We start from the raw sequence: 22,757 nt of genomic DNA on the forward strand, positions 1-22,757 counted from the left end.
GGCTCAGCGCAGCTTCGCGACCTTCCCGCCCACGGTCTCGTCGGGCGACTCGTTCGGCGGCGTCGTGTCGAGCGGCACCCGCTCGACGATCTCGAGGCCGTATCCCGGCAGGCTCACGAGGCGGCGTGGATGGTTGGTGAGGAGCCGGATCTTGCCGACGCCGAGGTCGCGCAGGATCTGGGCGCCGATGCCATAGTCGCGGAACTCGTTCAGCCGAAGTCCCGAGGTGGTGCTCGGCTGTCCGCTCGTTCCGTCGCTCGCCGCGAAGAGGTCGACGCCGTGCTCCTCGCGCCGGAGATAGAGCACGACGCCGCGGCCCGCGTCGGCGATGATCTGCATCGCCCGTTGCAGGACGGCGCCCGTGTCGCGTTGGGTGTACCCGAAGACGTCCCCGGGAAGGTATTCGGCGTGCGCGCGCACGAGCGTCGGGACGCCGGGCGTGATGTCGCCGCGCACGAGCGCCAGATGCTCGCCGCCATCCACGTCGCTGCGGTAGACGACGGCGCGAAAATCGCCGCCGAAACGCGTGGGCAACCGCGCTTCGGCGATGCGGTGCACCAGCGAGTCGTGGCGGAGCCGGTACTGGATGAGTTCGGCCACGGTCGCGATCTTCAGATTGTGGGTCGCGGCGAACCTCTCGATGTCGGGGAGCCGCGCCATCGAGCCATCGTCGTTCATGATCTCGCAGATGACGCCGGCCGGCCTGAGTCCCGCGAGCCGCGCGAGATCGACGGCGCCCTCGGTCTGACCGGTCCTCACGAGCACGCCGCCACGGCGTGCACGGAGCGGAAACACGTGGCCGGGGGTCGTGACGTCTCCGGGTCCCGCCCCATCACGCACGGCGGTGAGGATGGTCGTCGCACGATCGGCCGCCGAGATGCCGGAGCCGATGCCGCGCCGGGCGTCGATCGACAGCGTGAAGGCCGTACCGAGCGGCGTGCTGTTCTCGGCGACCATCATCGGAAGCCCGAGATCGGCGAGCTTCTCGTCGGTGAGCGGCAGACAGATCAATCCGCGCGCGTACCGGGCCATGAAGGCGATCGCTTCCGGCGAGACCTTTTCGGCCGCCATGCAGATGTCGCCCTCGTTCTCGCGGTCCTCGTCGTCCATCAGGACGATCATCCGACCGCCGCGGATCTCGGCGATCGCTTCCTCGATGGAGACCAGATGCGGGCTCATCGTCCCGAAACCATATCCGGGACCCGGCCGCGACGGAACACGCACGACGGCCGCACCCCGAAGACTCGCATCCCAACCGGCACCTATGAAACCTGGCTACTCGACGGTGACGCTCTTCGCGAGGTTGCGCGGCATGTCGACGTCGCTGCCACGGTAGACCGCGATGAAATAGGCCAGGAGTTGGAGCGGGATGGTCAGGAGGAGCGGCAGCAGGCAGGGATTGCTGGTCGGCACCTGGATGACCTCCCAGGCGATGTCCTCCAGCTCCGGCGACGGCGCGTCGGTGATCACGATGATCCGGCCGCCCCGGGACTCGACCTCCTTCATGTTCGACAAGGTCTTGCCGTAGACGGCGTCCTTCGGTAGCAGAACGACCACCGGGAGTGACTCGTTGATGAGCGCGATCGGACCGTGCTTCATCTCGCCGGCGGCATAGCCCTCGGCATGGATGTAGGAGATCTCCTTCAGCTTGAGCGCGCCTTCGAGAGCGATTGGATAGTTGATGCCGCGCCCGAGGTAGAGAACGCTCCTGGCGTCACCGTACTTCTTGGCGATCTTCTCGATGGCCCGCTCGCGCTCGAGGCACTCCTCGATCCGCTTCGGCAGGTTCACGAGGTCGGAGATCAGCGCATGCGCCGCCTCATGGTCGATCAGCTTTCGGCGCCGCGCCAGATAGAGGCCGAGCAGGTAGAACACCGTCAGCTGCGTGGTGAAGGCCTTGGTGCTGGCAACGGAGATCTCGGGACCTGCGTGGGTGTAGATGACGGCGTCGGCGCGACGGGCGATGCTCGAGTCGACGACGTTGCAGATGGCGAGCACCTTGGCGCCGCGCTCCCGCGCGGCCTCGACCGCGGCGAGCGTGTCGGCGGTCTCGCCCGACTGGGACACGACGATCAGTACGGTTCCCGGCTCGACGACCGGGTCGCGGTAGCGGAACTCGCTTCCGTAGTCGACCTCGGCGGGGATGCGCGTGATCTGCTCGAGGAAGTACTTGCCGACGAGGCACGCATGCCACGCCGTGCCGCACGCAACGAGCACGATCCGCTTGGCGTTCGCGAGCCACGGCGCGGCGGCGATCTCGTCGAGGCTGACGTCCGCCTCCTCTTGGAGCAGACGGCCGCGCATCGTGTCGATGATGGCCTGGGGTTGCTCGTGGATCTCCTTGAGAAGGAAGTGGCGATACCCGCCCTTTTGCGCGGTGACGGGATCCCAGGCGACCGTGCGAGGCTCGCGCACCACCGGCTCGCCGGCGAACGTCGTCACCGTCACCGCGTCCCGGGTCACCTCCGCCATCTCGCCGTCCTCGAGGAACAACACCTTGCGCGTATGGTCGAGGATCGCGGGAATGTCCGACGCGACGAAATTCTCGTTGTCGCCGAGACCGATCACGATCGGCGTCGCGCTCTTGGCGGCGACCAGGCGATCGGGACAGTCCTCGTGCATCACGACGATCGAGAACGAGCCGTGGAGCTGCGCGATGGCCTTGCGCGAGGCGGCGACGAAATCGAGCCCGTCCTGAACGCACTCGTCGATGAGGTGAGAAATGACCTCGGTGTCGGTCTCGGAGCTGAAGCGCCGTCCGCGCGACTGCAGCGCGGCCCGCAGCTCCAGGTAGTTCTCGATGATGCCGTTGTGGATGACGACGATCCGTCCGGCGCGATGGGGGTGCGCGTTCTGCTCGGACGGGCGTCCGTGGGTCGCCCAGCGCGTGTGGCCGATGCCGACGCTGCCCGTGATCGGATCCTCGCGTAGAAGGTTCTCGAGATTCGAGAGCTTTCCGAGCGCACGACGCACCGCGATCTGGCCATTGTGGAACGTGGCGACGCCGGCCGAATCGTAACCGCGATACTCGAGCCGCTTCAGACCCTGGACCAGGATGAACGCGGCATCACGGTTCCCGACGTATCCGATGATCCCACACATCAGCGTTTTCCTCGGCGACCGCCCTGGGCGCGTGCCGCGCCTCTCGCGGCGACCACCTTGCGCTTCGGCGTGCGCTTCTTGGCGCGAACGGTCTTGCGCGGTGCCGGCGTCACGGCGGACGGCGCGGGTTCGTTCACCACCCCGGCGCGCTTGCGGGCGACCCAGCCGGCGATCGTGCGCTGCGGCACGCGGCTCACGACCAGATGGCCACCCGCGGGCACGTCGACGGTGACGGTCGTCCCGGCGCCGACGTACGCATCGTCACCGACCGTAACGGGCGCCACCAGCTGGGTGTCGCTGCCGATCTGCACCCGATCCCCGATCACGGTGCGATGCTTCGCGAACCCGTCGTAGTTGCAGGTAATCGTCCCGGCGCCGATGTTGGTTCCGGCGCCGATCTCGCAGTCGCCGAGATAGGTCAGATGATTCGCCTTGGTGCCGCGGCCGATCTTCGCCTTCTTGGTTTCGACGAAGTTGCCGATGTGGACGCCCGCGGCGAGCACGCTTCCGGGCCGGATGTGCGCGAAGGGCCCGACGATGGCTCCCGGGCCGACTTCGCACTCCGTCATGACCACACCGAGTCGCAGGTGGACGCCGTCACCGAGGCTCGCGTCGCGGAGCACCGCGGTCCCGTCGATCACGCAACTCCGACCGACCGCCGTACGACCGAGGAGCTGCACGTTCGGACCGATCTCGGTGTCGCTGCCGATGGTGACGTCCTCCTCGAGGTAGGCGGTCGCGGGATCGCGAAAGGTGACGCCGGCCCGCATCCATCTCTCGACGAGGTCGCGACGCGCGCGCTGCTCCAGGACTGCCATGTCCTCGCGCGAGTTGATCCCGGCCACTTCTCCCGCGTCCGGCACGGACCGCGTCTCGACGACCTCACCCGCTTCGACCGCCATCGCCACGATGTCCGTAAGGTAGTATTCGCGCTGGACGTTGTCGGCCCGCAGACGCGCGAGCGCCCGCCAGAGGAAGCCGGCGCGCGCGCAATAGATGCCCGGGTTGATCTCGCGGATGGCGCGATCCGCTGGCTCGAGGTCCCGTTCCTCGACGATACCGCGGAGCCGGCCATTCGGTCCGCGCACGATCCGACCATAGCCTGTCGGATCCTCAGCTTCGCTCGTCAAGAGCGAAAGGGTCGCACCGGAGGCCCGGTGCTGTTCGACGAGGGCTCCCAGCGTGGCCGCCTTCAGGCCGGGAACGTCGCCGTAGAGGATCAGGACGTCGCCGTCGAATCCCGCGAAGACCGCTTCGGCGGCCCGCACCGCGTCGCCGGTGCCGCGTTGCTCGATCTGCCGGGGATACGACGTCGTACCACCGGCGATCGGCTGGCGCGCGAGATGGGCGGCGCAAACCCGCTCCACCTCAGCCGCCTCATGGCCGACGACGACAGCGAGCCGGGTCGGCACGAGAGCGGCCGCCGTCTCCACGACGGAGACGACGAACGGCTTCCCGGCGATCGTATGCAAGACCTTTGCCCGGTCGGATCGCATGCGGGTACCGCGCCCCGCAGCGAGGATGATGATACCCAATTGCTTGGCGGCCATGTGCAGAGGTTGGTTGTACACCGCGTCCGGAGGGTTTCCCACCTCCAAAACGCCGTGCGAGGGCTCAGTTTTCGTCGAGGCGCCGGTATTTTCCGCGGAAGAACAGGAGCGGGTCGCCCTCGGACGCCTCGAGATGCTCGATCTCGCCGAGATAGATCGTGTGGTCCCCGGCGTCGTGCGCCGCTACCACCCGACACTCGACCACGCCCAGCACGCCGTCGAGGATAGGCGCTCCGGTCCCACCGGTGCGGTGCGAGACGTCCCCGAACTTGTCTCCGCCCGAGACGGCGAAGCGACGCGATAGGTCCTCGTGACCGTGCCCGAGGATGTTCACCGCGAAGATCCCGGCGCGCTCGAAAGCCGGATGGCTCTCCGCGCGCTTGTCGACACAAACCAGGAGGAGAGGGGGCTCGAGGGAAACCGAACAGAGGGCGTTCGCCGTCAGGCCGTACGGCTTCCCGTCGACGTCCCGCGTCGTGATGACCGCGACACCCGTCGCGAAATGTCCCATGACGCGACGAAGCTCCGTGCGATCGATCTTCATCCGTAGCGACGTGGCGCCGGTGCTTGCCCTCGTGCAGATCTTATTGCAAATTGCGCGCGTTGGCCATGTTGCGGAAGGTGGTGGCAGCTGCGGTCGGGGTGGTCGTCGTCAGCATGCTGGCCGCGTGCGCCCTCCTGACGCCGCCGCCGAAGGCCGATCCGGTCACCCTTCCCACTCCGACCCCCAGTCCGAGCGCTACACCGGCGTTCGCCTGGACCCGGGGCAGTGAATACGCAGTCGTCGTCCGCAAGGAAGAGCGCACGCTCACGGTCTACCACCGCACGACACAAGTGAAAGTCTATCCGATCGTCCTCGGCATCGCGTCCTACGGGCCCAAGGTCTATCAGGGCGACCTTCGGACGCCCGAAGGCGTCTACCGCATCAGCTCGAAGCGGCCACACGCGCGCTGGAGTCGCTTTCTGTTGCTCAGCTATCCGAACGACGACGATCGCAGCCGCTATGCGATGGCGTTGAGCGAAGGACGGGTCCCGATCATCGACGGTCGCGCGCCAGGTATCGGCGGCGCGGTGGGCATCCACGGCACCGACCGCGAGGACTCGAACGTCCGCGGCGACGATTGGACGTTCGGATGCGTTTCGCTCCTGAACCAGCACGTCGCAGAGCTCTACGACATGGTCCCGATCGGCACCCCGGTGCTGATCGGGAAGTAGGCCGACTGCTTCAGCCCCCGTTCATCACGGCGTCGATGTGCCGTTCGAGCTCCGGCAGCCAAGCGGCGACGCTTTGCCGCTCGGGCACGACGATCTCGAGCTTCTCATTCGGCAAGAGCCGCACGGATCCCGGATCGCGCTTGGTAAGCGGAATGACGACCGCTTCGCGTGAGATGCCTCGCCGGTCGAGCACGCCGAAGATCTCCTCGATCTCCGGCAATCGTATGACGGCCACGCGGTTCTCCTTTCCGGGTACGCGCCTTGCTCGTGCAGTCGTTGCGCTACGATCGAAGAACGGTCAGGTCCGCAGTGCCAGCCAGTGGAACGCCACCACGACGAGCGCATGGGTGATGTCGCCCGCGCGTATCAGCTCGGGAATACTGGCAAGGGGTACGAGCACAACCTCCGTCTCTTCCGTCGTATCGAACCGCGTTTGGTGTCGCCGTTCCACGTCCCATGCCACGAACGAGTGACACGTATTGCTCTGGATCGCCGGATTCGGATGGATGGCACCGAGCGGCTCGACGCAGTCCGAGTCGTAGCCGCTCTCCTCGATCATCTCCCGGCGTGCCGCGACGAGCGGTGACGGATCCTCGGCGTCGACCATTCCGCCCGGTATCTCGAGCGTGCAGTCGCCAATACCGTGACGGAACTGCCGCACGAGAACGACCTCCCGCGCCGCGGTGACAGGGATGATGTTCACCCAGTCGGTCGACTCGAGAACGTGGAAGTCGTGCTCGGCGTCGTCGCGAGAGAACCGTGAGCGGTCACGCCGGATCGTGAAGATACGGCAGGTGTACGCGATCTCGCTCGCGAGACGCTCCCAGGTGTGCAGCGGCCTGCGCACGATCAATCGGCCGACACGAGCCGGCGGTACTCGACGACCGGACAGCGGTCCATCATGACGGTGAGCCCGGCAGCTCGCGCGCGCGCCGCGGCTTCTTCGTGGACGACGCCGAGCTGCAACCACAGGATGCGCGCCGCGATCGCGATGGCGTCGTCCACGATCGCGGGCACGAGCTCGGAGCGGCGGAAGACGTCGACCATCGTCACCGGCTCCTCGATGTGCCGCAAGGAGCCGTAGCAGCGCAGCCCGAGAATCTGGCGCGCCTGGGGGTTCACGGGGATCACCGTGTGGCCCATGGTCTGAAGCGCTCGCGCGACCTTGTGACTGTCGCGCGTGGGATCCGGCGAACAGCCGACCACGGCGACGGTCATGGGCTCCGTCAGGATCTCGCGGATCTCGTGATCCGAAAGGTTGTCGGAGCTCATCTCGGCTGCCCCTCACGCCCCGAGGGGAGGCGCCAGACGATCGAGGGCTTTCGCGAGACAGCGGCGGATCTGATCGCGGCATGCGCGATAGAAATCCTCGTCGCGGCCAGCGGGGTCCTCGACGTCGCCCGCTTCTCCTGCGGCTTCCGCCAGCGTGAGCACATCCTTGCCGTCCGATTCGGGGAAGGCAGTCAACATGTCCTTCTGCTCGGTCGTCATGGTGACGATGATGTCGGCCTCGAGCAACCGATCGCGGTGACGTTTGAGGTCACACGCCGTCGCCTCGGACGAGATCTCGATCGAGTCCTCTCGCAAAACGAGTCTGGCATCCATAGACACCAGGCTCGAATCCCGTGCGTAGGGAGCGATTCCGCCCGACGCGACGACCACGTCATCCCGTCCGCGCTCCGTCAACATCTTCCTCAGCAGCGCCTCGGCGATGATGCTCCGGCTGACATTGGCGTGGCAGACGATCAGGATGCGACGCCGGACGTCCGGCAGATCAGAGACCCTCGGCGAAGACGTCGTTCATCGTCTCCTTGCGGGTGGCGCCTTTCGCGAGCTCCGCCTTGAGCGCGGTGCCGAGCTCGGACGCCTCCCACTCGCCGCCCTTCTTGGCCTTACCGACCGAGTGCCAACCCTGCATCAGCCAGACGGTGCCGCCGCCGACCCGGAAGATCTCGCCGTGCACGCCCGCAGCGTCGTCGCTCGCAAGCCAGGCGACCAGCGGCGCGACGTTCGCCGGACTGAACACGTCGAACTGGCCTGCCGGCACCTCCTGTCCCATGAGAGCCGCCGTCGCCGGCGTCGCTTCCACCGTGAGGCGCGTCCGCGCCACGGGCGCGATCGCGTTCACGGTCACGCCGTACTTCGCCATCTCCTTGTCGATGATGACGGAGAACGCCGCGATCGCGGCCTTGGCCGCGCCGTAGTTGCTCTGGCTCGGGTTGCCGAGGAGGCCGGAATCGGAGGCCGTGTTGATGATGCGGCCGTTCAGGATGTTGCCGGCCTTGTGCTGCTCGCGCCAGTAGACGCAGGCATGGCGTGTACATGCGAACGTGCCCTTCAGATGCACGGCGATGACCGAATCCCAGTCGTCCTCGGACATGTTGAAGATCATGCGGTCGCGAAGGATGCCCGCGTTGTTCACGACGGCGTTCAGCTTTCCGAAGGTGTCGACGGCGCACTCGACGATGCGCTGCGCACCTTTGAAGTCGCTGACGCTGTCGCCGTTGGCGACCGCCTCGCCGCCGCCCTTCTTGATCTCGTTCACGACCTCTTGCGCCGGCCCGGTGCTGGCTCCGCTACCGTCGAAGCCGCCGCCGAGATCGTTCACGACGACCTTGGCGCCGAGCTTCGCCATGAGGAGCGCCTCCTCGCGGCCGATGCCGCGACCCGCACCCGTGACTACGACAACTTTGCCGTCGAGAAGCATGAAGAGAACCTCCTTGGGGGGTACCCCAGAGAACGACTTTGGTGGGATTTTCGAGTGCGTTTCGTGTGCCCCACGACCCTGGGGTTGTCAAGTTACAGCCGCTCGTCCTTGTCATGGAAAACCGCGTGTGGCACGGTTCCACCGGTGTGCGCCGCGGGGGTCGCACCACACCCATGACGGCCGCGCCGGCGGCGTTGCGGAGCGCGTCATGACGCGAAAGGAATTCCGCCGACTCGTGACCGAGGTTCTCGCAACGCTCCCTCCCGACATCGCTTCTCGCATCGAGAACGTGGAGGTCGTCGTCGAGGACGAGCCCACCGACGCGCAGATCCGCGGTGCGGGCCTCGATCCGCGCGAAGAGACGCTTTTCGGGCTCTACGAAGGCGTCCCCTTGCACGAGCGCGGCCACGACTACGCGGCACTGCCGGACAAGATCTCGATCTTCTACCTGCCGATCATCGAATCATGCGATTCGACGGCGGAGATCCGCGACGAGATCCGTACGACGGTCCTCCACGAGGTGGCGCATTTCTTCGGCATCGACGACGACGACCTCGACGAGTGGGGCTACTGAAGCCGCATGTCGGGATTCGATCCGGCCTGCCGCGTGCGCAACCTCGCCCGCCTCGCGGACGAGACCTTCGATCTGCTCGTCATCGGCGGCGGCATCACCGGCGCCGGCGTCGCCCGCGAGGCGGCGCTGCGCGGTCTGAGCGTCGCGCTGGTCGAAGCGCGCGACTTCGCCTCGGGAACCAGCAGCCGCTCGTCGAAGCTGATCCACGGCGGTCTGCGGTACCTCGAGCAAGGCGAGATCGCGCTCGTCCGCGAGGCTGCAACGGAACGCAAGTCGCTCCGTCGGATCGCGCCGCACCGAACGGCGGTCGCGTCCATGCTGTTGCCTGTGCACGGTCGGACGAGCGCGGGGCTCTACAAGCTGCGGGTCGGCCTGGCTCTCTACGAGAAGCTTGCGGCGGTCGCCGCGTCCGAGCGCCACGAGGTGCTCGGACGGGACGACACCCTCGCTGCCGAGCCCCATCTCGCGGGCGAGCGACTCCAGGGAGCGATCCGCTATCCGGAGTACCAGACCGACGATGCGCGGCTCGTGCTCGACACCCTGAAATCTGCGCATCACGCGGGCGCCGTCGTGGGGAACTACCTCCGAGTGACGCAGCTCGGGGCCGCCGGGGCTCCGCGCGTGGTCGACCTCCGCGACGAAGAGAGCGGCGTCACCTTCGCCGTCCGCGCGCACGCGGTGGTGAACGCGGCCGGACCGTGGGTGGACGACGTCCGGCGGCTGGATCGGCCCGAGGACGCGCCGAGCCTGCACCTCACGAAGGGCATCCACGTCGTGTTTCGCCCTTCCGATCTGCCGGCGCGGCATTGCGTCGTCATGCGGGCGCGTGACGGACGCCCCGTCTTCGTCGTGCCCCGCCGCGATCACGTGTATGTCGGAACGACGGACACGGACTACGTCGGTCCGCTCGACGAGCCGCAGGCCACCGTCGACGACGTCGCGTATCTCCAGGAAGCGCTCGAGCGAACCTTCCAAGGCATCGCGGCGAGCCGCGACCGCGCGATCGGTGCCTGGGCAGGATTGCGGCCGCTCGTGCAGGAACCCGGAAAGAAGCCCTCGGAGATCTCGCGCAAGGACGAGATCGTCGTCAGCACGACCGGGGTCGTGACGATTGCCGGCGGGAAGCTCACGGCCTACCGGCGAATGGCCGAGCGCGTGGTCGAAACCGTCGCGCCGCTGATCGGCCGCAGTCTCGCGGCCTCGCGTAGCGCGGAGGAGACGCTGCCCGGCGGGGACCTGCACGGAGCACTCGATCTCGAGTCGTTCGCGGCGCTGCCGCTGGTGCGAGCCGCGCTCGGCGCGCTCCCGGCGGAAACCGGAGCGCGCTTGATCGCGACGTACGGCGGCGACGCGCTCGATCTCGTGGCGACGGCGGATGGTCCGGACACGTGGTCCCCGGTCGCCACCGGCGTTCCACTATGCGCGGCGGAGGTCCGGTACTCCGTTCGCCACGAGATGGCTCTCACTCTCGTCGACATCCTCGAACGCCGGACGCGGTTGTCCTACTTCGCGACCGACACCGCGCGCGGCGCGGCGCCCGCGGTCGCGGCGATCGCCGCGCGAGAGCTCGGCTGGAACGCCGACCGCGTCCATCGCGAAGTGGCCGCCTTCACGCGTCAGTGCGACGCACGACTCGCGTGGCGGAATATCGCCGTCTGACAAGGAGAATGATTCGATGCGCACCGCCGAACGCATTCGCTACGACCTGCACGATCTTCTCGACCCCGCGCGCGTGGTCGACGATCCCGCAACCCTCGCACGTGCCCGTCGGGACACCTGGGTCATCTCGGTCTGGCGGAGCCTGCAAAACGCGCCGATCGCGAACCCCGTGTGCGTCGTTCGCCCGACAGCGACCGCCGAGGTGAGCGCCGTGCTCCGGTACGCGACCCGCGAGCGCGTGGCGGTCGTTCCTTTCGGCGCCGGTTCCGGCGTATGCGGCGCGGTCCTGGCACCGGAGCACTCGATCGTCGTGGATCTCGGAGCGATGCGGACGTTGAAGCACATCGACGGAACCGCCCTGCTGGCGACCGTCGAACCCGGGCTTCTCGGTTCGGAGTTCGAGCAGAGTTTGAACGACGCGGGGTACTCGATGGGCCACTTCCCGCAATCGATCGCCTTGTCGTCGGTCGGTGGCTGGGTCGCGACCCGCGCCGCAGGTCAGTTCTCGACCAAGTACGGCAACATCGAGGACATGCTGGTCGCGTTCGAGGCGGTGCTGCCCGACGGTGAGGTGGTGCGCACGCGCGCCGTACCGCGGACAGCCGGGGGGCAAGACCTGCGACACCTCTTCCTCGGCGCCGAGGGCACGACGGGCATCCTGACCGAGCTGACGTACGAGATTCACCCGCTGGCGCCGTCGACCGAGAAGGTGGCGATCGCGTTCCCATCGATGAGCGTGGGCCTCGAGGCGCTTCGCCGTGTGATGCGCTCGGGGTGGCGCCCGGCCGTCCTGCGGCTCTACGACGAGATCGAGGCGGGCCGATCCTTCGCGGGCGCGGCCAATGACGGCGAAAGCCTGCTGCTGGTCCTGACCGAGGGCCCACCCGAGCTCACCCGCGTGGAACTCGACGGCGCGATCCGCGTCGCCGGTGATGTGGGCGGTCGGGTCGTCGGCGCCGCGCCGGTCGACAGCTGGCTCCATCATCGCAACGCGGTTCCGGGGTTCGAGTACTTCCTCAACCAAGGCATGGTCGTCGACACGATCGAGGTGGCATCGACCTGGGACCGGATCGACCGCCTCTACGCCGGCGTTCTGGCGGGAATGCGCGCCGTCCCAGGAATCCTCGTCGCGTCGGGCCACAGCTCTCACAGCTACGCGACGGGTACCAACATCTACTTCACCTTCGCCGGAAGGCCGGACCGACCCGAGGATCTCGAGGATCTCTACTTCCGCATCTGGAACGCCGCGATGGAGGCGACCCTCGCGGCCGGCGGGACCATCTCGCATCACCACGGCATCGGCCGAGTTCGCCGAGAATGGCTTCCACGCGAGCTCGGGTCGGCGTATCCGCTGCTGACGAAGATCCGCCAGGCTCTGGATCCGCTCGGGATCATGAACCCGGGAGCACTGCTCCCCGACCCCACGAGCCGCCGCGCTTGAGCTCGCACGTCCTCGCCATCGATGAGGGCGGCAGCGGCGTCCGCGCCTACATCTTCGACCACGACGGGCGTGAGGTCGCGACGGCCCATTCGGAGATCTCGCTCCTTTGTCCCCGACCGGGTTGGGTCGAGCACGACCCGCTCGAACTCTGGACCCGCTCGCTCGAAGTAGCGCGCGCCGCCCTGAAGCGCGCTGGGATACCGGCCACGGAGATCGCGGGGCTCGGCATCTGCAACCAGCGTGCTTCCGCGCTGGTATGGGACGCCGACACCGGAAAGCCGATCTATCCCGCCATCGGCTGGCAGGATCTCCGGACCGTCGAGTACTGCAACGATCTCGGACGGCGCGGCTACATCTTGAGCCCGCTGCAATCCGCGTCCAAGTTCTCGTGGGTCCTGGAGAACGTCCCGGGCGCGCGGGCGCGCGCCGATGCCGGACGCCTTCGGTTCGGCACGGTCGATACCTGGCTCACGTGGCAGTTGTCGGGCGGAACGTCTCACGTCACCGACGACTCGAACGCCTCGTGCACGGGGGTCTACGATTTCCTGACCGGCGGCTGGGACGCGGCGTTGCTCGAGAGCCTGCACCTGCCGCACGCGAGCTTTCCGGCGATCGTTTCGACGAGCGCGATCGCCGGAGTCACCGACACGAACCTGTTCGGCGCCCCGATCCCGCTTGCCGCGCGTGCAGGAGATCAGCAAGCCGCAATGTTCGGACAGCTCCGCATCCAGCCCGGGATGATGAAGATCACCTATGGAACGGCGGCGATGATGGACCTCAACGTCGGCCCGTCCATTCGCTTGTCCCCGAACGGCTGCTTCCCGCTCGTGCTGTGGGAGCTCGATGGCGCACGATCGTATTGTCTCGAAGGAAGCGCCGTGACCGTCGGGGCCGCCATGCAGTGGCTCCGGGACGGGCTCGGCATCCTCTCGGACGTGGCGGACTCGGAGGCGATCGCGAGGAGCGTCGAGGACAGTGGTGGCGTCTGGTGTATTCCGGCGTTCCAAGGGCTCGGCACGCCCTACCTCGATCCCGGAGCACGTGCGGTGATCGGCGGACTATCGCGTGCAACCGGCCGCGCCCAGATCATCCGAGCGGTACTCGAGGGCATCGCCTTCCGTTGCGGGGAGGTGATCGAGGCGTTGCGCGCGGATGCTCCGGAATCCACCCTCGACGTCGTGCGCGTCGACGGCGGCGCCGCGAGGAACGACTTCCTCATGCAGTGTCAGGCTGACGTGACCGGCGTACCGGTCGAACGGCCGGTCGTGTTCGACGCCGCGTGTCTCGGCGCCGCCTACCTCGCGGGCTTGGCGACCGGGTTCTGGCGGGACGTCGCCGAGCTCGACCGCATGTGGCGTCGCGACAAGTCGTTCGAGCCGCGCTGGAGCTCGGAGGAGCGCACGGAGCGCATGGCGCGGTGGAAGCGCATCGTAGAGCTCGGCCGCCGACAACCGTGACCCCAACCGACACGTTGCCCCGCGGCAGCGCGGTTCGACTTGTGATTCTCGACTGCGACGGTGTCCTGTTCGACTCGTTCGAAGCAAACGTCGCGTTCTACGATTCCGTCCTGAAGGATCTCGGCCACCGCCCGCTCGTCGGCATGGCCCGCGATCTGTGTCAGCGCATGTCGGGTCCGCAGCTCTGGGCGCACCTTTTCTCCGACGATGATGCCATGCTCGCACGCGCCAAAGCGGCGGCCTCGCACGCGGATTACTCGCCTTTCTATGAACTGATGCGTCCTACGCCCGCGCTCGACGGCACGTTGGCTCGTCTGGCGCGTCATTGTCGCGTGGCGATGGCGACGAACCGGGGGCGTACCGTCGGAGAGGTCGTGCGTCGCTTCGGTCTCGATCGCTTTCTGTCGGCCTGGCTCGGCATCCTCGACGTACCGCGCGCGAAGCCGGCCCCCGATCTTCTCTTGGCAAATCTCGATCGGGCCCAGGTCCCGGCATCCGCCGCGGTCTACGTTGGCGACACGTCGATAGACCGCGACGCGGCCGCGGCCGCGGGTGTTCCGTACGTCGGCGTCGGCTCGTGCAGCGGCACGGCACGCGCCATCGCAGAGCTTCGCGAACTCCCGGATCTACTCGCGATCCCCTGAGAGGCCGTCAGCGCTGCACGACACGGGTCGGCAAATCGACCTGCGCCGCCATCGTTCGCGCCGCCGATTCCGCCTGTCGGCGGTCCTTGTAGGGCCCAACCTCCACGCGATACCGGACGCGACGCCGCCGACCTCGACCGTCGGCGAGGCGATCGACCGACACGTCGAATCCTCGTCGGCCGAGGGCGCGACCCAGACGCTCCGCACGATCCTGGCGATCGAAGGTCCCGACGTGGATAGCGTACTGAGGCAATCGTACGGCCTTTGCGCTCGCCGTCGACGCGCGTCGTTCGCTCTGCGGAGCACGATTCACCGCTTGCTGCGTCTTGGATCGTCGATCCGCGTCGGGCGGCATCTCGTCGCCAAAGCCGAACTCGAGCAGCCGACGGGCATCGCCCCAGAGGTCTCGCGATCCCATCAGCGCAACGATGATCTCGCGGCCGCCGTAGCTGCCGGCCCCGACGAAGCATTTCTTCGCCGCGATGGTATAGCCCGTCTTCCCAATCACGGGGATGCGATAGTTCTCGAGAAGCCGGTTGTGGCTCCGCAGAGCGATACGACGCGTGCTGTTCTCGACGCCGACGACGACTGCTTTGGTCCCGAGGATCTCCCGGAACCTCGGGACGGCGAGCGCATAGCGAAAGATCGTCGACAGGTCCCGGACGGTCGAATAATGCCCGTCCTGCGTAAGCCCGTGAGGATTCGCAAAGCGCGTCCTCCTAGCACCGAGCAGCCGGGCTCGAGCCGTCATGCGGGCGCCGAAGGCGTCGACTGACGGCGCGAGATGCTCGGCGATCGCGATGCTCGCATCGTTCGCCGAGTTCAGGAGGATCGCATAGACGAGATCCTCGAGCAGAAGACGTTGCCCCGGGCGGAGGTTGACCTTGCTCGGTGCCACCATGCACGCCTCGGGACTCGCTTCGACCCGGTCCCGCAGACGACCGCTCTCCAACGCCAAGATCGCCGTCATGACCTTGGTCGTGCTCGCCGGAGGGAGCTGCTCGTCGGGATCCTGCGCCCAGAGCACGCTTCCCGTTCGCGCATCGACGATGATCGCCGACTTCGCCGTCACGCGCGGCGCGTCCGCCGCATTCGATGCCGCCGGTCGCACCTGCACGAGCATTGCCGCAACCGCCGCCACCCACACCCACCGACTACCGGTTTGCATCGCGATTTGCCTCCCGACCTTCGCACCCTGCCGCGAAGGCAGTATTTCACAGGTCATTCCGTCTCGACAAGAAACGCGCCTTGCTCCAGAGTACCGGCCGACCAGCCGCGGACGTCGTCAGAATCGCGGCGCGGTGGCTGTCGTTTCGAGGAGCGTTGGAATGGGGATTGGGGTTACGAGGCGTGTCGCGGTGGTCAGTGGGGTCTGTGCTGTCCTGTGGCTCGGATCGCTCCTGACGTTCGTCGCGACGTCGACGAACGCATCGAGATGGACCGAGGAAGACTTCGCCACCCGGAACCCGACTCGTTACCCGGTCAGCGGATCGCCCGGAGCGGGTGGCACAAGCATCGTCGGTGCCCTCGAGACTTACGTCGTGGAGGAGGGCGACACCTTGCTCGACGTTGGTCGCCATTTCGACCTCGGATACAACGAGATGACGTCCGCGAATCCCGGCGTGGACCCTTGGATGCCATCGCCGAAAGAAGTGCTGGTGATCCCTACGGAGTTCGTGCTGCCGGACGCCCGTCCTGCGGGTGTCATCGTGAACATTCCGGAGATGCGGCTCTACCATTTCCGCGGCGGAACCCTGGTGACCTATCCCGTCGGACTCGGTCGCGACGATTGGCGAACGCCGGAGGGAACGTTCAAGATCCGAGGCAAGACCGAGAGCCCCACCTGGGTCATCCCGGAATCGATCCGCGCCGAGCACATCCGTGAGCGCAACGATCCCCGAACGTTTATCGCGGGCGGCGACCCCGAGAACCCGCTCGGCCAGTATCGTCTGGAATTGACGCTCCCGCTCTACGCACTCCACGGGTCGAACATGCCCTGGGGTGTCGGCATGCAAGTCAGCCATGGATGCATCCGACTCTACAACGAGGACATCGCGATCCTCTTTCGGGAGGTGACGGTTGGGAGTCCCGGGGAGTTCCTCTACCAACCCGTCAAGCTGGGCAGTCGCGACGGCGAGATCTTCGTCGAGGTCCACCCGGACATCTACGGGCTCCGAGGCAACCTGGAAGACGAAGCGAACCGGATCATTGCGCAGCGTGGTTGGATCGATCGCGTCGATCCGGTGCGTCTACACCGCTCGATCCGAGATCAGACTGGTGTTCCCACGTCTGTCTCGTACCGGGGAAGACCGGAAACGGCCGCGCCCCAACATTGAAGCCCGGCCGCTCAACACCTCACGCTATAGCGTTCTGCAAAGCACCTTCGTAGTGAACCTCGCTGCGCTGCGAGGCGCGAACCGCGACGGCCCGGCGCCAGCGATCGAGGCCGGAACGCAGATAGTCGGCGTTCATCTCCAGAACGTCGCAGATGTTCTCGAAGGCAAAGAGCCACGAGCGATCGTTCGACGAGAACCATTCCTTTGCCTCGAGGAAGCATGCCTGCTCACGCGGGTCGCAAGCCGCTGCGTGCTTTCGGTAGCTGTCGACAGCGTCTTCGAGGACCGCCAGCATCAGACGACGCTCACCCTCTACCGCCCGACCCCGGCGAAAAGCGGCAAAATATTGATTCGGCAACAGAATATCCGGCTCGAACAGCCCAGCACCGGTGCCACCCTCTGACTTTTTACCCCTTGCTTGCATGACCCTTGTCTCCCCTCGAATTGCCGCGTTGCGGCAAATTACTAGCCCGTGGGAGAGGGCGTATGAAATGAAAAAGCTTACGATCGACAATTAGCAGGGCTAATTGTCAAGTACGCTGATCTGAAGCTGTTTACGGACCATTTCCGCCTCATTGCGAAGCGCTCTTCGGAGACGGGGATTGCGCGTCGTGGCTCGGGTCGCTTCGAGCATGCTCAGCTGACTACGCAGAATCCCTTGTCGGCTAGGAGAGCGAGCGGTCGCGAGAGTGAGAGCATCGTCACCTGAAGGTGGCGCGCCGCAGCGCGGTGGAAATCCCTTACGCCTGATGATCCCGACGAAGGTTCCCACGATGTCGCAAGGCGGTTCCATCTCCCGAAGAGCGGAGCCACACTGAAGCGTGGGGCGGCCGGCGACCCTGGCGAGGACCAGACCTTCCGGCTCAGGCACGCGCGCGACGTCCACCAGGAGGTAGTCCCCTCGTTGCAGACCGGCACTGCTGAGTGCTTCGCCCTGGACGAGGAACGCGCGGACGCTCGGGGCGCGATCGGACGCCGTAGTACCGCGTGCAGGCGACAGTCGGACTTCCTCGAGCCCGTCATTGGCGACTAAGACACCTTCGAGCGGAAGTCGGCGAATTGCTCCCGGTCTGGTCGTCACTCGCACGAAACTAGGTTCCCAGCTTGCGGCTTCGCTCATTGTCGTGGTTCTCCTACGCTCGACGACACTTTAGCGACGGTCCTCGACGTGGCTAGCGCATCGTCAGCGGCTGACGCATCACCGACGCGTCGGCATGGCCGTGGAGGAACCTACTGCGGGAGCCGGTACGTTGTGTGCTCGATGAGGCGTGTGACGTCGCGATTCCACGGACCTTCCCAGAGCTCCGCAAGCATCCGTCCGAGAGACTTCCCGTGACGCACCAGCTCTTCGAGCCGGTCTAGATAGATCCGCTCGTCCTCGCCCTTGGCATCCAACTTGTTCTGTCGGCGCAAGCCCGCTGCGCCGATGGTGACGAGCTCGCGACCCAGGTCGGCGAGGGCGATCCTCCTGATCCGCGCGTAGAGGCCCTCGCGGTGCGCGTCGCGATAGATCGCCAGCCGCTCCTCCCAGGTCCACGAGCGCACGAGATCCCACGCCCCTTCCAGCGAGTCCCGCTCGTAGAGTATCCCCTTGAGCAACGCCGGCAACGCCAGCATCAGTTCCGGCGGCTGGCTGTCCGCGCTCCGCACCTCGAGGTATCGCTTCAGCCGAACCTCGGGAAAGAGCGTCGTCAGGTGGAGCGCCCAGTCCTCGAGAGTGGCGCGCTCGCTTCCCATGCCGTTCCGCACGTAGTCGCGAAACGTCTGATGCGTCTCCACGTACTCTCCGTTTCGGATGATGAAATACATCGGCACGTCGAGCGCCCATTCGACGTAGTCGTCGATACTCGCCTCGGGTGAGAATGCGAACCGCATCAGTCCCGAACGCGCGTTGTCAGTATCGGTCCATATGTGACCCCGCAGGGTCATGAAGCCGTTCGTCCTCCCCTCGGAAAGGGACGAGTTCGCGAACATCGCGGAGATCAAGGGGACGAGCCCCATTGCCACCCGGAATTTTCGCATCGCATCGCGTTCGTCGCCGAAGTCGAAATTCGCCTGCACCGTAGCCGTTTGCTTCATCATCTTCTGACCCAGAGTTCCGACGCGCGTCATGTACGGACCCATGATCTCGTACCGCCGTTTGGGCACCCATTCGATCGCCTCGACCCGGCTGACCGGTTGAATACCGAGGCCGAGGAAAACGATCCCGAGCTCGGCGCCGACCGTGACGATCTCTTTGATGTGCTCGATCAGCTCCGCGTGGGCGCAGTGAATACTCGAGCACTGCTCACCACTGAGCTCCAGCTGTCCGCCGGGCTCGACCGTGATGTTCGCATCGCGACCCGTGAGAGCGATGAGCCGACCACGCTCGCGTTTCGGGATCCACCCGAACCGCTCGGCGAGGCGCTCGAGCACGGTCTCGATGCCGCGCTTTCCGCTGAAGGGGGCTGCCCAGCCATTCTCCTGAAGGACCCCGACCTTCTCGTACTCCGTGCCGACACGCCAGTCGGCTTCGGGCTTCGCGCCGCTCGCCACATAGCGAATCAACTGCTCGACGTCTTCGATCGGTTGCTGCGCTGCTGGGTCGCTCCCCGTCGTGAACTCCGACATCGGACGGCGGAAGCTACCAGATCGCCGGGTCGTAGCAACGCGTGTACGGCGTGTCTTGGTTGCGGAATAGCCCGGCCCGGAAGCCTCACCGGCTGTCGTGTTTCACCGCATAACGGTCTCGTTTCGATCCAATCTAGGCCGCCGAGCGACGGCCCATCCGATCAAACCTCCGACATGCGATCGCCGCTACATCGGGATGTTAGCGCGTACGAACCCTGGTGGCATGCCAACTGCTCTCTCCCGGGCCAGGTTGGGTACACAGCAGCCGGCGTCGCTCAACCGGGGAGGATCGATCGATGGAATTGCGTAGCGCAGTGACGGAAGAGCGAACCGCAACTCCTCTCGAGCCCGACACGCTCGTCCCGGCTCAATACTTCGATCGGGTCGGCTCGGACGGGGCCTTTCAACCCGAGAAGCGACTCATGCTCGCGGTGCTGGAGGAAGCGATCGCAACTTTCCAGCGCCACGTGATGTCGGACAACAGGCGCAGCCAACGGTTGGTCGAAGAGGTCGAAAGCTGGACGTCCGGTGCCGAAGCGGACTGGCCGTTCTCGTTCGAGAACGTATGCGCGGCTTTGAACCTCGAGCCTGAGTACCTTCGTACGGGTATGGCGCGTTGGAAGGCGGCCGAGCTGCACCGCATCCGACAAGGCAAGCCGACGCTCTACCGCTTTCCGTTTCGCCGCGTGAACGGTCGCCGACACAGCATCACGGGGCCGCGTGAGTACCTGAAGAAATCGGCCTAGTCAGCGATCCAAGAAGACTGGCCCGAAAAGTCGTCGTACGACGGACGACCTCGCCAAGGCTTCCGGTTTCAGTGTCCGAGCGGTGCGGAACTCGTCGCGTCGTCGAAGAAGACCTCTCCGTCGAAGATCAGCGCCTCGACGACGTTGTTCAGGCGATCAAGGGGAGTCCCGTCCAGCTTGTAGTGCCGGACGCCCCGCTTCATCGCATCCGACAGCTCCACGAGCAGGAACATCGTCTCGTACGAGCTGCGGAAATCGAGATGCATGTCGCTGAGCAGAGCGGGGCGGGAGTTCGCGGAAGCGGTGGTGGGTTCGCCGAACATGCGTCGGTATCTCCTCTCGACAACGCGGAGTGTGACTACGACGCATGGTGACCAAGTTCCGTGCCATCGGGCCCCCTTTCTGGTTCGAATCTTCTCGGGAGCGCGGAGCACTGCGGTGGCGACAGCGAACGACGGTGGCCGTCGACGGTGAATCTGCTTGCGATCCAACTGGTTGCGACTTTTCCCGCCAGCGGGGAAACCCGCATTTTCTAGGGTCGCCGCATTGAGAGTTGCCTGCGCGCGCGCAGCGTCGTTCTCGGAGGATCGCACGCCCCTAGAATCGTGCGCACACGCCCGATTCCTCAAAAGACTGCGGCTGCACCCGATCGCGAGATGAAGGAACCGATGCTACTTGCGCAAGCGGCGGTGGAAGTCTCGTTCCATCCGCTCGTTCAATTGCTCGGCGTGATCCGCGAGGCGTTCCACGGCATCTGCGGCACGCTCGGCGTGCTCGGCCGCCGCCATCGCGCGATCCGCGGCGCGCTCGGATCGTCTGGCTGGATCGATCGCGAGGTACGCTTCTTCGATTCGCGCCCGATCCGCCGGCGCGATCGGACGATCGAAGAGGCGAAGGCTGACCTGCGGACGACCGAGGATGAAGGCCCGCGTGAACGCGACCTCGCGGTCGAAACGCAGATAGTAGAGGCGAAGCTCGTACGCATCGAGCGGTCGTGTGCTGTCGACCTCCACCTCCTCGACCCAGTCGGGATACCCGCGTAGCTCCACGAAGGAGCGGAGCTCTGGGTTCATTCGGAGCTGGCGTTCGAAGCCTTGCTCTCCTATGGGCCGACCGGGACCGATGGGTGTCGCGGCCGCGAAACAGGGCGCTGCCAATCCCAACGTCAGTAACGTAGCGATGACCGTCCTCATATCCCTTCGCATGTGCACCCTCCTCGGTTTCGCTCCCTGGCAACCTACACCAGCAGCCCTGGACGTGTCAGCAGCCGAAATGCCGCCCTTGCGGTGCATCCGTCGCATTGGCTACAGTTCTCGACCACCCGTGATGGGGGCTCCTCCAACGTCGCCTCTTTCCGTTTCGCCAGAGAGCCCTATGTCCGACGATCGCAACGCATGAGTACGGGCTATCTGCTTCTAGCGGCTCTGCTCGTACTCTTGAACGCGTTCTTCGTCGCCGCCGAGTTCGCAATAGTCAAAGTTCGCTCGACACGGGTGCAAGAGCTCGTTCGCGAGGGCGTCCGCGGCTCGGTCGCGGTCGAGAACGCGATCAAGGACCTTGACGCGTACCTGTCGGCCACGCAACTCGGCATCACTTTGGCGAGTTTGGGACTGGGGTGGATAGGCGAGCCTGCATTCGCCAGCATCGTCGGCCCTTTGTTCGCTTCCTTCGGTATATGGTCGGAGAAAGTCATCCACAGCATCTCGCTGACCATAGCGTTCGCCGTCATCACATTCCTGCACATCGTGCTCGGCGAGCTCGCCCCCAAGTCGCTCGCGATCCGCCGGCCGGAAGAAACGTCGCTGCTGGTCGCGCCTCCGTTGCGACTCTTCTATCGTCTTTTCTACCCGGCATTATGGTTCTTGAACGCGTCGTCCGGCTTCTTTCTCCAGCTCCTGCGCATCACGCCGGCCACCGAAACGGAGCTGGCGCACTCGGAAGAAGAGCTCCGGCTGCTGCTCGCCGAGTCGCATCGCACGGGAACACTGTCCGCTTCGAAGCGGAAGCTTCTGGAGAACGTCTTCGACTATACACGTCGATCGGCCAAACACATCATGGTTCCCCGAGCCGACATCGTGTACCTGAGCTTGCGTCGATCGCTCACCCAGAATCTCGACACGATCCGTCAGACGCAGCACACCAGATATCCGCTCTGCGACGACGACATCGATCACGTCGTCGGCATGATTCACGCCAAGGATCTCTTTCAACCCGTCGAAGGCTTGCGAGACAGCTCGGATCTTCTGAAGCTGAAGCGCGACATCTTGTTCGTTCCGGAAAGTCGACCACTCGAGTCGCTCCAGCGCGATTTCCAGCAGCGCCGGGTACACATGGCTGTCGTCGTCGACGAGTACGGCGGCACCTCGGGTCTAGTGACCCTCGAGGACATTCTCGAAGAGATCGTGGGCGAGATCCAAGACGAGTTCGACACAGAAACCCCCCGTATGGAGGCGACCCCGGACGGCTATGTCGTCGACGGCCTGGTCCTTCTAGACGAGATCGCTGCCCGCCTGGGGTTCACCCTACCCGACCAGGAGAGCTCCACGCTCGGCGGCTACATGATCGCTCGGCTGGGGCGTATCGCGCGACTCGGCGATTGGGTGTCGCTCGACGGCTACACGGCCAAGGTCATCGAAATGAAGGGGCGCCGTGTGAGCAAGCTGTTGCTCACCAAGCAAGAGCAACCGGTGTCAGGCGCGTCCATGGACTGACTTCA

General features: G+C 65.8%; 23 protein-coding genes. 9 read left to right on the forward strand and 14 right to left on the reverse strand.

Features of this window, described 5'->3' with window-relative positions; translation table 11 throughout:
• Nucleotides 1–3: 3 nt before the first annotated feature.
• The 4 genes from ribB to IT293_01340 form a co-directional block, all read right to left on the reverse strand.
• Nucleotides 4–1,179 (reverse strand): 3,4-dihydroxy-2-butanone-4-phosphate synthase, encoded by a 1,176-nt coding sequence (gene ribB / locus IT293_01325; GenBank protein ID MCC6763278.1) that lies wholly within the window; start codon nt 1,177–1,179, stop codon nt 4–6.
• A 96-nt stretch (nt 1,180–1,275) separates the two neighbouring features.
• Nucleotides 1,276–3,102 carry a glutamine--fructose-6-phosphate transaminase (isomerizing) gene (gene glmS, locus IT293_01330; protein MCC6763279.1) on the reverse strand — a complete coding sequence of 609 codons (1,827 nt, stop codon included), beginning with the start codon at nt 3,100–3,102 and terminating at the stop codon, nt 1,276–1,278.
• The gene (gene glmU / locus IT293_01335) at nt 3,102–4,652 is read right to left on the reverse strand and encodes a bifunctional UDP-N-acetylglucosamine diphosphorylase/glucosamine-1-phosphate N-acetyltransferase GlmU (GenBank protein ID MCC6763280.1); all 1,551 of its coding nucleotides are present in this window, start codon (nt 4,650–4,652) and stop codon (nt 3,102–3,104) included. Before glmU ends, glmS begins: the two co-directional genes overlap by 1 nt.
• 64 nt (nt 4,653–4,716) lie before the next feature.
• Entirely contained in the window at nt 4,717–5,196 is a 480-nt protein-coding gene (locus tag IT293_01340; GenBank protein ID MCC6763281.1) for a flavin reductase family protein, read from the reverse strand.
• 65 nt (nt 5,197–5,261) lie between these two features.
• Between IT293_01340 and IT293_01345 the strand changes: the two genes are divergently transcribed.
• Nucleotides 5,262–5,867 carry a L,D-transpeptidase gene (locus IT293_01345; GenBank protein ID MCC6763282.1) on the forward strand — a complete coding sequence of 202 codons (606 nt, stop codon included), beginning with the start codon at nt 5,262–5,264 and terminating at the stop codon, nt 5,865–5,867.
• Between the two features lie 10 nt (nt 5,868–5,877).
• Here IT293_01345 and IT293_01350 read toward each other — a convergent pair whose 3' ends face one another.
• The 5 genes from IT293_01350 to IT293_01370 all read right to left on the reverse strand — a co-directional run bounded on the left by IT293_01350 (nt 5,878) and on the right by IT293_01370 (nt 8,574).
• On the reverse strand, nt 5,878–6,102 hold the full coding sequence (locus tag IT293_01350; protein ID MCC6763283.1) for a hypothetical protein: 225 nt from the start codon (nt 6,100–6,102) through the stop codon (nt 5,878–5,880).
• A gap of 63 nt (nt 6,103–6,165) precedes the next feature.
• Nucleotides 6,166–6,702, reverse strand: coding sequence for an NUDIX hydrolase (locus tag IT293_01355; protein MCC6763284.1), 537 nt, complete (start codon nt 6,700–6,702; stop codon nt 6,166–6,168).
• Nucleotides 6,703–6,716: 14 nt separating this feature from the next.
• Nucleotides 6,717–7,139: a CoA-binding protein gene (locus IT293_01360; protein MCC6763285.1), complete on the reverse strand. Its 423-nt coding sequence runs from the start codon at nt 7,137–7,139 to the stop codon at nt 6,717–6,719.
• A gap of 12 nt (nt 7,140–7,151) precedes the next feature.
• A complete protein-coding gene (locus IT293_01365; protein MCC6763286.1) occupies nt 7,152–7,640 on the reverse strand; it encodes a low molecular weight protein arginine phosphatase in 489 nt (162 codons plus the stop codon).
• Nucleotide 7,641: 1 nt separating this feature from the next.
• Nucleotides 7,642–8,574 (reverse strand): SDR family NAD(P)-dependent oxidoreductase, encoded by a 933-nt coding sequence (locus tag IT293_01370; protein ID MCC6763287.1) that lies wholly within the window; start codon nt 8,572–8,574, stop codon nt 7,642–7,644.
• Between the two features lie 208 nt (nt 8,575–8,782).
• On the opposite strand from IT293_01370, the gene IT293_01375 reads away from it, so the two are divergent.
• The 5 genes from IT293_01375 to IT293_01395 are packed head-to-tail and all read left to right on the forward strand — an operon-like array spanning nt 8,783 to nt 14,349.
• The gene (locus IT293_01375; GenBank protein MCC6763288.1) at nt 8,783–9,148 is read left to right on the forward strand and encodes a metallopeptidase family protein; all 366 of its coding nucleotides are present in this window, start codon (nt 8,783–8,785) and stop codon (nt 9,146–9,148) included.
• A gap of 6 nt (nt 9,149–9,154) precedes the next feature.
• Complete coding sequence (locus IT293_01380) at nt 9,155–10,807, forward strand: glycerol-3-phosphate dehydrogenase/oxidase (GenBank protein ID MCC6763289.1); 1,653 nt, start codon at nt 9,155–9,157, stop codon at nt 10,805–10,807.
• Nucleotides 10,808–10,823: 16 nt separating this feature from the next.
• The gene (locus IT293_01385) at nt 10,824–12,248 is read left to right on the forward strand and encodes an FAD-binding oxidoreductase (GenBank protein MCC6763290.1); all 1,425 of its coding nucleotides are present in this window, start codon (nt 10,824–10,826) and stop codon (nt 12,246–12,248) included.
• Nucleotides 12,245–13,705: a glycerol kinase GlpK gene (gene glpK / locus IT293_01390; protein MCC6763291.1), complete on the forward strand. Its 1,461-nt coding sequence runs from the start codon at nt 12,245–12,247 to the stop codon at nt 13,703–13,705. The genes IT293_01385 and glpK overlap by 4 nt, the downstream gene beginning before the upstream one ends.
• A complete protein-coding gene (locus tag IT293_01395; GenBank protein ID MCC6763292.1) occupies nt 13,666–14,349 on the forward strand; it encodes an HAD family hydrolase in 684 nt (227 codons plus the stop codon). The genes glpK and IT293_01395 overlap by 40 nt, the downstream gene beginning before the upstream one ends.
• A gap of 7 nt (nt 14,350–14,356) precedes the next feature.
• Here the strand turns inward: IT293_01395 and IT293_01400 are convergent, their stop codons facing one another.
• Nucleotides 14,357–15,421: a D-alanyl-D-alanine carboxypeptidase gene (locus tag IT293_01400; protein MCC6763293.1), complete on the reverse strand. Its 1,065-nt coding sequence runs from the start codon at nt 15,419–15,421 to the stop codon at nt 14,357–14,359.
• On the opposite strand from IT293_01400, the gene IT293_01405 reads away from it, so the two are divergent.
• Complete coding sequence (locus tag IT293_01405; protein ID MCC6763294.1) at nt 15,399–16,685, forward strand: L,D-transpeptidase family protein; 1,287 nt, start codon at nt 15,399–15,401, stop codon at nt 16,683–16,685. The two genes, IT293_01400 and IT293_01405, sit on opposite strands and share 23 nt — an antisense overlap.
• A 19-nt stretch (nt 16,686–16,704) precedes the next feature.
• Here IT293_01405 and IT293_01410 read toward each other — a convergent pair whose 3' ends face one another.
• Both IT293_01410 and IT293_01415 read right to left on the reverse strand, forming a co-directional pair.
• On the reverse strand, nt 16,705–17,109 hold the full coding sequence (locus IT293_01410) for a hypothetical protein (GenBank protein MCC6763295.1): 405 nt from the start codon (nt 17,107–17,109) through the stop codon (nt 16,705–16,707).
• 806 nt (nt 17,110–17,915) lie between these two features.
• Nucleotides 17,916–19,295: a glutamate--cysteine ligase gene (locus IT293_01415; protein ID MCC6763296.1), complete on the reverse strand. Its 1,380-nt coding sequence runs from the start codon at nt 19,293–19,295 to the stop codon at nt 17,916–17,918.
• Between the two features lie 296 nt (nt 19,296–19,591).
• Between IT293_01415 and IT293_01420 the strand changes: the two genes are divergently transcribed.
• Entirely contained in the window at nt 19,592–20,041 is a 450-nt protein-coding gene (locus IT293_01420; GenBank protein MCC6763297.1) for a hypothetical protein, read from the forward strand.
• A gap of 68 nt (nt 20,042–20,109) precedes the next feature.
• Here the strand turns inward: IT293_01420 and IT293_01425 are convergent, their stop codons facing one another.
• Both IT293_01425 and IT293_01430 read right to left on the reverse strand, forming a co-directional pair.
• Nucleotides 20,110–20,364, reverse strand: coding sequence for a hypothetical protein (locus IT293_01425; protein ID MCC6763298.1), 255 nt, complete (start codon nt 20,362–20,364; stop codon nt 20,110–20,112).
• 348 nt (nt 20,365–20,712) lie between these two features.
• A complete protein-coding gene (locus IT293_01430; GenBank protein ID MCC6763299.1) occupies nt 20,713–21,342 on the reverse strand; it encodes a hypothetical protein in 630 nt (209 codons plus the stop codon).
• Nucleotides 21,343–21,435: 93 nt separating this feature from the next.
• Here IT293_01430 and IT293_01435 point away from each other — a divergent pair, with 93 nt between their 5' ends.
• Nucleotides 21,436–22,752, forward strand: coding sequence for an HlyC/CorC family transporter (locus IT293_01435; GenBank protein ID MCC6763300.1), 1,317 nt, complete (start codon nt 21,436–21,438; stop codon nt 22,750–22,752).
• The last annotated feature ends 5 nt before the right edge of the window (nt 22,753–22,757 follow it).

This window comes from Deltaproteobacteria bacterium, from assembly GCA_020848745.1.
Classification (GTDB): domain Bacteria; phylum Desulfobacterota; class Binatia; order UTPRO1; family UTPRO1; genus UTPRO1.